Here is an 11,316-nt window from a genome sequence, read left to right as displayed (position 1 = left end):
GCCCGGCAGTCCGTACCAGCGCTTCGGCGCGCAACCCCTGGAGCACACACCAACATGAGAAGAGCGAAGATCGTCGCCACGCTCGGGCCGGCCACGTCCAGCTACGAGCAGATCCGCGCGATCATCGATGCCGGCGTCGACGTCGCCCGCATGAACCTCAGCCACGGCAGCTACGACGTGCACGAGGGCGTCTACCAGAACGTGCGGAAGGCCGCGAACGACTCCGGCCGTGCGGTCGCGGTGCTCGTCGACCTGCAGGGCCCGAAGATCCGGCTCGGCAAGTTCGAGAACGGCCCCCACGAGCTGGCCGAGGGCGACATCTTCAAGATCACGACCGACGACATCCTCGGCACGAAGGAGATCGTCGGCACGACGTTCAAGGGCCTGCCGCACGACGTCGAGGCCGGCGACCACCTGCTGATCGACGACGGCAAGGTCCGCGTCGAGGTCCTCGAGACCGATGGCACCGTAGTGACCACGAAGGTCATCGTCGCCGGGCCCGTCTCCAACAACAAGGGCATCAACCTGCCCGGCGTCGCCGTCAACGTTCCGGCGCTCTCCCAGAAGGACGAGGCCGACCTGCGCTGGGCGCTCCAGCTCGGAGCCGACATCATCGCCCTCTCGTTCGTGCGCAATGCGCACGACATCGTGCGGGTGCACGAGATCATGGCGGAAGAGGGCCGTCGCCTCCCGGTGATCGCGAAGATCGAGAAGCCGCAGGCGGTCGACGCGCTGGAAGACATCATCGAGTCGTTCGACGGCATCATGGTCGCGCGCGGCGACCTCGGCGTCGAGCTCCCGCTCGAGGCCGTGCCCATCGTGCAGAAGCGCGCCATCGAGATCGCGCGGCGCCTCGCCAAGCCGGTGATCGTCGCCACCCAGATGCTCGAGTCGATGACCCACGCGCCGGTCCCGACGCGCGCCGAAACCTCCGACGTGGCGAACGCGATCCTCGACGGCGCCGACGCGGTCATGCTCTCGGGCGAGACCAGCGTGGGGGAGTACCCGGTCCAGACCGTCAAGACGATGGCGCGCATCATCTCGTCGACCGAGCAGCACGGGCTGCACCGCATCGCGCCGCTCGGCACGAAGCCGCGCACGCAGGCGGGTGCGATCACGCTCGCCGCGGTCGAGGTCGCCGACTTCGTCGAGGCGAAGTACCTGTGCGTGTTCACCGAGACCGGTGAGTCGGTGCGCCGGATGTCGCGACTGCGCAGCATCATCCCGATCCTTGCCTTCACGCCCTACCCCGAGATCCGCCGGCGCATGGCGCTGAACTGGGGGGTCGAGTCGTTCGTCGTCGAGCGCGTCACCCACACCGACCAGATGGTCGGCCAGGTCGACGAGGTGCTCGCGCGCACCGGCAAGGCCGACGCCGGCGAGAAGGTCGTCATCATCTCCGGGTCCCCTCCCGGAATCCCCGGCACCACGAACGACGTGCGCGTGCACGTCGTCGGCGAGGTCCTCTAGCGCCTCCCGATTCGAAGGCCCGGTCGTCCGAGCGGATGGCCGGGCCTTCGTCGTGCTCGGGCGTCGCGGTCGCCGCGACTGCTGTTGGTGCCGGTGGTGGGGGTCGAACCCACACGCCCTTTCGGGCAAAGCATTTTGAGTGCTCCGCGTCTGCCATTCCGCCACACCGGCCCGGAGGCCCCGGCCAGAATACCGTAGGCTTTCAGGGTGACAGACACGGAAGACACCCAGCCGGCACCGCGACGCGTCGTCGTCGCGGAAGACGAGTCGCTCATCCGCCTCGACATCGTCGAGATCCTGCGCGACAACGGCTACGAGGTGGTCGGCGAGGCCGGAGACGGCGAGACGGCGGTCCAGTTGGCGACCGAGCTGCGTCCCGACCTCGTCATCATGGACGTGAAGATGCCGCAGCTCGACGGCATCTCGGCCGCGGAGCGGCTCTCCAAGGGGCACATCGCCCCGGTCGTGCTCCTCACGGCCTTCAGCCAGAGAGAGCTCGTCGAGCGCGCCAGCGAGGCGGGGGCGCTCGCCTACGTCGTGAAGCCGTTCACTCCGAACGACCTGCTGCCCGCGATCGAGATCGCGCTCGCGCGCCACGCGCAGATCATCGCGCTCGAGGCCGAGGTCGGCGACCTCGTCGAGCGCTTCGAGACCCGCAAGCTCGTCGACCGCGCCAAGGGCCTGCTCAACGAGAAGATGGGCCTCACCGAGCCCGAGGCGTTCCGCTGGATCCAGAAGGCGTCGATGGACCGTCGCCTCACCATGAAGGACGTGTCCCAGGCGATCATCGAGCAGCTCGCTCCAAAGAAGTAGACCCTCCGGCGCTGCGCACGCGCCACGTGTTCCCGGATGCCGCGACGACCCGTTCGTCGCGGCGTCCGTCGTCCGGCAGCCGGCCGATCGGCGTCGGTGGCCGCTTGTAGTCTTGGTGGGTGCCGAGCCCCACCCTCGAAAAGCCCACCCTCCTCGTCGTCGACGGCCACTCGCTGGCCTACCGCGCCTTCTACGCGCTTCCCGTCGACAGCTTCAGCACGCGCGACGGCCAGCACACCAACGCGATCCACGGCTTCCTCTCGATGCTGCTCATGCTGCTGCGCAACGAGCGGCCCACCCACCTCGCGGTGGCCTTCGACACGTCGCGCCACTCGTTCCGCACGCGGGAGTACACCGAGTACAAGGCCAATCGCAGCGAGACGCCGCCTGAGTTCAAGGGCCAGATCGGCCTCCTCAAAGACGCCCTGCGCGCGATGCGCATCACGGTGCTCGAGAAAGAGGACTACGAGGCCGACGACATCCTGGCCACGCTCGCGACGCGCGGCAAGGACCAGGGCTACGACGTGCTGGTCGTGTCGGGCGACCGCGACACGATCCAGCTCGTCGACGACGATGTCACGCTGCTGTACCCCAACGTGCAGGGCGTGTCGCAGCTCAAGCGCTACGACGCCGATGCCGTGGTCGAGCGCTACGGAGTGCGGCCCGAGCAGTACCCCGACGTGGCCGCGCTCGTCGGCGAGACGAGCGACAACCTCCCGGGCATCACCAAGGTCGGCGAGAAGACCGCGGTGAAGTGGCTCGGGCTGTACGGCAGCCTCGACGGCATCCTCGAGCACATCGACGAGATCAAGGGCGTCGTGGGCGACAACCTGCGGCGCGAGCGCGAGAACGCGGTGCGCAACCGGCGGCTCAACCGCCTCGTGCGCGACCTCGAGCTCGACCTCGACCTCGAGCAGCTCGCGGCGCAGCCCATGGACGAGGCGGCCGTCCGCGAGCTGTTCGACCGGCTCGAGTTCAAGACGCTGCTCGAGCGCGTCAGCAAGATGGCGGCCGAGTCCAACGGGCTCACGGCCGACGGCACCGCGGCGCTCGCGGCCGAGCCCGAGCCCGCGGCGACCGCCCCGACGCCGCACGAGCTGCGCGGCGCCGAGCTGGCGGGCTGGTTCGAGCGGGCGACGGCAGCCGAGCCGGCGGGGCTGGGCCTCAGCCTCGAGACGCTCGACGGCAAGGTCATCGGCGCCGGCATCGCGACGAACACCGAGTCGGTGCAGCTCGCGTGGAAGCCCGGCACGGCCGACCTCGAGCCGTTCGAGCGCTGGCTGGCGAGCGACGCGCCCAAGGTCATGACCGACGCGAAACCGCAGCTCAAGGCCCTGCGCCGCTCCGGCCTCGCGTTCCAGGGCCTGGTCGTCGACAACCTCGTCGCCGGATGGCTCATGCGCCCGAGCCTCGTCGAGAAGGACCTGCCCGACCTCGTGTCCCGCTACCTCGGCGAGACGGTGCCCATGGCCGACCCGGCGCAGCTCGTCCCCGACGCCGACTCGACCGCAGGGGCGCCCGAGTTCGCGTGGTACTCGCTCCGCGTGGCACCGGTCGTGCTCGCAGCCCTCTCCGAAGGTTCGCGCCGCGTGCTCGCCGACATCGAGATCCCGATCGTGGCGATCCTCGCCGAGATGGAACTGCGCGGGGTCACCGTCGAGCACGGCAAGCTCGCCGAGCTGTCCGGGCAACTGGGCGAGCGCGCGGCGTCGCTCGCCGAGGCGGCCTACGCCGAGCTCGGCCGCGAGGTGAACCTCGGTTCGCCCAAGCAGCTGCAGGAGGTGCTCTTCGACCAGCTCGGCATGCCCAAGACGCGCGCGACCAAGACCGGGTACTCCACCGACGCGGGTGCGCTCGCCGACCTGCAGGAATCGCACCCGCATCCCTTCCTCGGCCTGCTGCTCGAGCATCGCGACGCGACGAAGCTGCGGCAGATCGTCGACGCGCTCGACAAGTCGATCCAATCCGACGGCCGCGTGCACACGAGCTACGTGCAGGTGGGCACCACGACCGGCCGCATCTCGTCGACCGATCCGAACCTGCAGAACATCCCCGTCCGCACCGAAGAGGGGCGACGGATCCGCGCGGCGTTCACGTATGGAACCGAGTTCGGCGAGCTGCTCACCGCCGACTACTCGCAGATCGAGATGCGCATCATGGCGCACCTCTCGCAGGATCCGGGCCTGATCGAGGCGTTCCACTCCGGCGAAGACCTCCACCGGTTCGTGGGTGCCCGCATCTTCGACGTCGATCCCGCCGACGTGACGCCGCTCATGCGGACCAAGGTCAAGGCCATGTCATACGGTCTCGCGTACGGACTCAGCGCCTTCGGCCTCTCCAAGCAGCTCCGGATCGACCGCGCCGAGGCGACGCAGCTCATGAAGGAGTACTTCGAGCGCTTCGGCGCCGTGCGCGACTACCTTCGCGGGGTCGTCGGGCAGGCCAGGCTCGACGGGTACACCGAGACCATCTTCGGCCGGCGCCGGCCGTTCCCCGACCTGAACAGCCCCAACCGCGTCCTGCGCGAGAACGCCGAGCGCGCCGCGCTCAACGCGCCCATCCAGGGCTCGGCGGCCGACATCATGAAGTTCGCGATGATCGGCGTCGAGCGCGAGCTGCAGGCCCGCGACCTGCGCTCGCGCATGCTCATGCAGGTCCACGACGAGCTCATCTTCGAGGTCGCCGCGGGCGAGGGCGACGAGGTCGAGGCCATCGTGCACGACCGGATGTCGCATGCCGCCGACCTGCTCGTGCCGCTCGACGTGCAGGTCGGCCGCGGCCGCGACTGGGAGGACGCGGCGCACTGATCGCCGTCCGAGGCGAGGAGTCCTCGCAGGTTCGCGGCCGCGACATCCGCTCGTCTAGGCTCGCCCGCATGGCCACCGCAACGCGCACGCTCACCGACGTCGACCGGGTCGCGGAGGACTGGGTCGACACCATCGTCGAGCTCGACCCCGTCGCCGGCACCTACCTAGGTCGAACCGAGCACGATCACCGCCTTCCCGACTACTCGCCCGACGGGCACGCGGCGCGCGTCGAGGCGAAGCGAGCCGCGCTGGGGGCCCTGCGTGCCGCGGCGCCCGCCGACGACGTCGACCGCATCACCGTCGCCGACCTCGGCAGCGAGCTCGACCTCGACCTCCTGAGCGACGCGGCCGGGCTCTACATGCGCGACCTCAATGTCATCGCGAGCCCGGCGCAGGAGATCCGCGAGGTCTTCGACCTCATGCCGACCGACGAGGCCAACGACTGGGAGCGCATCGCCACCCGGCTCGGCGCGGTGCCGGCTGCCGTCGACGGGTACATCGAGACGCTCCGCCTCGGCGTCCGCCGCGGGGTCGTGCCGGCGGTGCGCCAGGTCCGCGAGGTCGCCGTGCAGGCCCGGCGCCACGCCCGTGCCGACGGCTTCTTCCCGACGTTCGTCGGGGGCGCGGGCGAGCACGCGGGCGAGGCGCTCCAGGGCGAACTCGACCGGAACGCCGGTGCCGCGGCATCCGCGTACGCGCGCCTGGCGGACTTCCTGGAGCGCGAGCTCGCGCCCGAGGCGGGCGCCGCGGACGCCGTCGGTCGCGACGCGTACGCGCTCCAGTCGCGCCGGTTCCTCGGCGCGATGATCGACCTCGACGAGACGTACGAGTGGGGCCTCGAGGAGCTCGCCCGGATGGTCGCGGAACAGGAGGCCGTCGCGCGCGAGATCCTGCCCGGCGCATCCGTCGCCGAAGCGGTCGCACACCTCGAAGCGGATCCCTCGCGCAAGCTGGTCGGCACCGACGCGCTGCAGCGCTGGATGCAGGAGACGAGCGACCGTGCCGTCGCCGAGCTCGGTGCCACGCAGTTCGACATCCCGGCCGAGATCCGCACGCTCGAGTGCCTGATCGCGCCCACGCAGGAGGGCGGAATCTACTACACCGGGCCGAGCGACGACTTCTCGCGACCCGGTCGCATGTGGTGGTCGGTGCCCGAGGGCGTCACCGAGTTCGACACGTGGCGCGAGAAGACGACCGTGTACCACGAGGGCGTGCCGGGCCATCACCTGCAGATCGGCCAGGCCGTGGTCAACCGCGGGCTCCTGAACACGTGGCGCCGGCAGCTCGCGGGCACGTCGGGCCACGCCGAGGGCTGGGCGCTCTACGCCGAGCGACTCATGGAGGAGCTCGGCTACCTCGACGATCCGGCCGACCGGCTCGGCATGCTCGACGGGCAGCGGATGCGCGCCGCGCGCGTGGTGCTCGACATCGGCGTCCACCTCGGCAAGCCGCGCCCTGACGGCCAGGGCACCTGGTCAGGGGAGTACGCGTTCGAGTTCATGGGCGCCAACGTCAACATGTCGCCCGAGTTCGTGCGCTTCGAGGTGCACCGCTACCTCGGCTGGCCCGGCCAGGCGCCCTCCTACAAGGTCGGCCAGCGGATCTGGGAGCAGCTCCGCGACGACGTGCGGCGACGTGAGGGCGATGCGTTCGACATCCGCTCGTTCCATTCGCGGGCGCTCGCACTCGGGGGCATGGGCCTCGACACGCTGCGTGGGGCGCTGGCCGGCTGAGCGCGCGGTTGCCGCGGGGCGAATGATGCGGCTAGGATGAAGCGTCACTCGTGTGACATCCATGTCCGCCTGCCCGCCGCGGTCCTAACACACGCTCTTTCCGCGACGGGCCTGATTTTGTCCATAACGGAGCATCCACTACATGACAACCGCAACGACCAAGGCGCCCAAGCAGGTCGCGATCAACGACATCGGATCTGCTGACGATTTCCTCGCCGCGGTCGAGAAGACGCTCAAGTTCTTCAACGATGGCGACCTCATCGAGGGCACCGTCGTGAAGATCGACCGCGATGAGGTCCTCCTCGACGTCGGGTACAAGACCGAGGGTGTCATCCCCTCCCGCGAACTTTCCATCAAGCACGACGTCGACCCCAGCGAGGTCGTCAACGTCGGCGACACCGTCGAGGCCCTGGTTCTCCAGAAGGAGGACAAGGAAGGCCGTCTGATCCTGTCGAAGAAGCGCGCGCAGTACGAGCGCGCTTGGGGCGACGTGGAGAAGATCAAGGAGAACGACGGCGTCGTCACCGGCTCGGTCATCGAGGTCGTCAAGGGCGGCCTCATCGTCGACATCGGCCTGCGCGGCTTCCTGCCCGCGTCGCTCATCGAGCTCCGCCGCGTCCGCGACCTCACGCCGTACCTCGGCCAGGAGATCGAGGCGAAGATCCTCGAGCTCGACAAGAACCGCAACAACGTCGTGCTCTCGCGCCGTGCGCTGCTCGAGCAGACCCAGTCGGAGTCGCGCTCGACCTTCCTGCAGAACCTCCACCCGGGCCAGATCCGCAAGGGCGTCATCTCGTCGATCGTCAACTTCGGTGCGTTCGTCGACCTCGGCGGCGTCGACGGTCTCGTCCACGTCTCCGAGCTCTCGTGGAAGCACATCGAGCACGCGTCCGAGGTCGTCGAGGTCGGCCAGGAGGTCACCGTCGAGGTGCTCTCCGTCGAGCTCGACCGCGAGCGCGTCTCGCTCTCGCTCAAGGCGACCCAGGAGGACCCGTGGCAGGTCTTCGCGCGCACGCACGCGATCGGCCAGGTCACCCCGGGCAAGGTCACGAAGCTCGTCCCGTTCGGCGCGTTCGTCCGCGTCGCGGACGGCATCGAGGGCCTCGTGCACATCTCCGAGCTGTCGGGCCGTCACGTCGAGCTCGCCGAGCAGGTCGTGTCGGTCGGCGAGGAGGTCTTCGTCAAGGTCATCGACATCGACCTCGAGCGTCGCCGCATCTCGCTCTCGCTCAAGCAGGCCAACGAGGGCGTCGACCCCGAGGGCACCGAGTTCGACCCGGCGCTCTACGGCATGCTCACCGAGTACGACGAGCAGGGCAACTACAAGTACCCCGAGGGCTTCGACCCCGAGACCAACGAGTGGCGCGAGGGCTTCGAGGCCCAGCGCGAGAAGTGGGAGCAGGAGTACGCTGCCGCCCAGGCTCGCTGGGAGGCGCACAAGAAGCAGGTCGCCGCGTCGCTCGCGGCCCAGGCTTCGGACGACTCGTTCTCGTCGGGCACCTCGTCGTACTCGAGCGACTCCTCGTCGGCCGGCACTCTCGCCGACGACGCGTCGCTCGCGGCACTGCGCGAGAAGCTCTCGAGCAACTAGTCAGCTCGAACGCACCACGGAAGGCCGGTCCCGCACGGGGCCGGCCTTCCGGTGTCTGCGCGGATGCGAGCCGGGGTGATCCGCACGGATAGGGTGGGACGTGTGTACCTGATCGGCCTCACCGGAGGGATCGCCTCCGGAAAATCCACCGTCGCCCGTCGCCTCGTCGAGCACGGCGCGATCCACCTCGACGCCGACCAGCTTGCGCGGCGCGTCGTCGAACCCGGCACGGCGTGCCTCGATGCGATCGTGCGCGAGTTCGGCGAGGGCGTCCTGAGCCACGACGGCATGCTCGACCGGCAGAAGCTCGGTGAGATCGTCTTCCGCGACGAGGGCGCTCGTGCGCGGCTCAACGCGATCGTCCACCCGGCCGTTCGCGAGCTCTCGGGTCGCCTCATCGCCAAGGCCGAGCAGGAGGACCCCGATGCGGTCGTCGTCTACGACGTGCCCCTGCTCGTCGAGGCGCAGGTCGACCACCCGTTCGACCTCATCGTCGTGACGAGCGCACCCAAGCGCACGCAGGTCGAGCGCCTCGTCAAGGAGCGCGGGCTCGATCCGATCCAGGCCGAGGCCCGCGTCGACGCGCAGGTGAGCGACGCCGACCGACGTGCCGTCGCCGATGTCGTCGTCGACACGGGCGGCTCGCTCGCGCACACGATGAGCCAAGCCGACGACCTCTGGGTGCGCATCGATCGCGAGCGTCGGACCAAGCGGGCATAGCCGGAGGATGGCGCGGGTCGCGTCGTCTGCTTCGCTGTCGGCGTACCCGGGCCGCGTGTCGGTGGCCCGACCTAGACTCGAATCCATGCAGTCGACCCGTTCCGTGCGCCCGTTCCAGGTCGTGAGCGAGTACGCGCCGAGCGGCGACCAGCCCCAGGCGATCGCCGACCTCGCCGGGCGGATCAACGCCGGCGAGACCGACGTGGTGCTGCTCGGCGCCACCGGCACCGGCAAGTCGGCGACCACGGCCTGGCTGATCGAGCAGGTGCAGCGGCCGACGCTCGTGCTCGCGCACAACAAGACCCTCGCCGCCCAGCTCGCCACCGAGTTCCGCGAGCTCATGCCGAACAACGCGGTCGAGTACTTCGTCTCGTACTACGACTACTACCAGCCCGAGGCCTACGTCCCGCAGACCGACACCTTCATCGAGAAGGACTCGTCGATCAACGCCGAGGTCGAGCGGCTGCGGCACTCGACCACGAACTCGCTGCTGAGTCGACGCGACGTGGTCGTGGTCTCGACCGTGTCGTGCATCTACGGTCTCGGCACGCCCGAGGAGTACCTCAACGCGATGATGCCCCTGCAGGTGGGCCAGCGCCTCGACCGCGACTGGCTCATCCGCAAGTTCGTGTCGATGCAGTACCAGCGCAACGACGTGGCATTCTCGCGCGGCACGTTCCGGGTGCGCGGCGACACCATCGAGATCATCCCGGTCTACGAAGAGCATGCGATCCGCATCGAGATGTTCGGCGACGAGGTCGAGGCCCTGCACAGCCTCCATCCGCTGACGGGGTCGGTGATCTCGAAGCTCGACGCGGTGGCGGTCTTCCCGGCGTCCCACTACGTCGCCAGCACCGACGTCATGCAGCGCGCGATCGGAACGATCCGCGACGAGCTCGACGAGCGGCTGCAGGAGCTCGAGCGCGAGGGCAAGCTGCTCGAGGCGCAGCGCCTCCGGATGCGCACGACGTTCGACCTCGAGATGATGGAGCAGATCGGGTTCTGCTCGGGCATCGAGAACTACTCGCGGCACATCGACGGGCGAGCGCCCGGCGAAGCGCCCCACTGCCTGCTCGACTACTTCGCCGACGACTACCTCGTCGTCATCGACGAGTCCCACGTGACCGTCCCGCAGATCGGAGCGATGTACGAGGGGGATGCCTCGCGCAAGCGCACGCTCGTCGAGCACGGGTTCCGTCTTCCCAGCGCGCTCGACAACCGCCCCCTGAAGTGGGACGAGTTCAAGGCACGCGTTGGCCAGGCCGTCTACCTGTCCGCGACGCCGGGGTCCTACGAGATGGGCATCGCAGACGGCGTGGTCGAGCAGATCATCCGCCCGACCGGCCTCGTCGACCCCGAGATCGTCGTGAAGCCCTCGAAGGGCCAGATCGACGACCTGCTCGAAGAGATCCACGTCCGCGCCGAGCGCGACGAGCGCGTCCTCGTCACCACGCTCACCAAGCGCATGGCCGAGGAGCTCACCGACTTCCTCACCGAGGCCGGCGTGCGCGTGCGCTACCTGCACTCCGACGTCGACACGCTGCGCCGCGTCGAGCTGCTGACCGAGCTGCGGGCCGGGGTCTACGACGTGCTCGTCGGCATCAACCTGCTCCGCGAGGGGCTCGACCTGCCCGAGGTGTCGCTCGTCGCGATCCTGGACGCCGACAAGGAGGGCTTCCTGCGCTCGTCCACGTCGCTCATCCAGACCATCGGGCGTGCGGCGCGCAACGTGTCGGGCGAGGTGCACATGTACGCCGACGTGATGACCGACTCGATGTCGTCGGCCATCGACGAGACCAACCGCCGGCGCGACAAGCAGCTCGAGTACAACCGGGTCAACGGCATCGATCCCACGCCGCTGCGCAAGCGCATCGCCGACATCACCGAGGTCCTCGCACGCGAGGGCGCCGACACGGCGGCCCTGCTCGCGGGCCGCGACACCCGCAAGACCTCGCCGGTGCCGATGAAGCGCGAGGGCATCGCGGCCGCGGGGGCGAACGACCTCGAGGAGCTCATCCGGGACCTGAACGACCAGATGCTCGAGGCGGCGGGGGAGCTCAAGTTCGAGCTCGCGGCGCGGCTGCGCGACGAGGTCTCCGAGCTCAAGCGCGAACTCCGCCAGATGGAGAAGGCGGGGCATCTGGCCTGACCGCGCAGCTCGGCAACCGAACCACGCTCGACC

The 11,316-nt window shown here is 69.3% G+C and carries 7 protein-coding genes and 1 tRNA gene; 7 read left to right on the top strand and 1 reads right to left on the bottom strand.

Annotated elements, in window-relative coordinates:
* Positions 1-54 precede the first annotated feature (54 nt).
* The gene (pyk, locus tag ACFQ58_RS09150) at positions 55-1,470 is read left to right on the top strand and encodes a pyruvate kinase (RefSeq protein WP_376950763.1); all 1,416 of its coding nucleotides are present in this window, start codon (positions 55-57) and stop codon (positions 1,468-1,470) included.
* Positions 1,471-1,555: 85 nt separating this feature from the next.
* Here the strand turns inward: pyk and ACFQ58_RS09145 are convergent.
* Positions 1,556-1,641 (bottom strand) — tRNA-Leu (locus ACFQ58_RS09145).
* Positions 1,642-1,677: 36 nt separating this feature from the next.
* On the opposite strand from ACFQ58_RS09145, the gene ACFQ58_RS09140 reads away from it, so the two are divergent.
* The 6 genes from ACFQ58_RS09140 to uvrB all read left to right on the top strand — a co-directional run bounded on the left by ACFQ58_RS09140 (position 1,678) and on the right by uvrB (position 11,283).
* A complete protein-coding gene (locus ACFQ58_RS09140) occupies positions 1,678-2,283 on the top strand; it encodes an ANTAR domain-containing response regulator (protein ID WP_376950762.1) in 606 nt (201 codons plus the stop codon).
* Positions 2,284-2,402: 119 nt separating this feature from the next.
* Complete coding sequence (gene polA / locus ACFQ58_RS09135) at positions 2,403-5,090, top strand: DNA polymerase I (RefSeq protein WP_376950761.1); 2,688 nt, start codon at positions 2,403-2,405, stop codon at positions 5,088-5,090.
* A gap of 68 nt (positions 5,091-5,158) precedes the next feature.
* Positions 5,159-6,823 carry a DUF885 domain-containing protein gene (locus ACFQ58_RS09130; protein ID WP_376950760.1) on the top strand — a complete coding sequence of 555 codons (1,665 nt, stop codon included), beginning with the start codon at positions 5,159-5,161 and terminating at the stop codon, positions 6,821-6,823.
* Positions 6,824-6,965: 142 nt separating this feature from the next.
* Positions 6,966-8,414, top strand: a complete 1,449-nt coding sequence (rpsA, locus tag ACFQ58_RS09125; protein ID WP_376950759.1) for a 30S ribosomal protein S1 — start codon at positions 6,966-6,968, stop codon at positions 8,412-8,414.
* Positions 8,415-8,516: 102 nt separating this feature from the next.
* Positions 8,517-9,134, top strand: a complete 618-nt coding sequence (coaE, locus tag ACFQ58_RS09120; RefSeq protein ID WP_376950758.1) for a dephospho-CoA kinase — start codon at positions 8,517-8,519, stop codon at positions 9,132-9,134.
* A gap of 85 nt (positions 9,135-9,219) precedes the next feature.
* On the top strand, positions 9,220-11,283 hold the full coding sequence (uvrB, locus tag ACFQ58_RS09115) for an excinuclease ABC subunit UvrB (protein ID WP_376950757.1): 2,064 nt from the start codon (positions 9,220-9,222) through the stop codon (positions 11,281-11,283).
* Positions 11,284-11,316 lie beyond the last annotated feature (33 nt).

The organism is Agromyces sp. NPDC056523 (assembly GCF_042794545.1).
Taxonomy (GTDB): domain Bacteria; phylum Actinomycetota; class Actinomycetes; order Actinomycetales; family Microbacteriaceae; genus Agromyces.
Note: the sequence above shows the minus strand (reverse complement) of the source record. Positions and strands in the feature narration are given on the sequence as shown.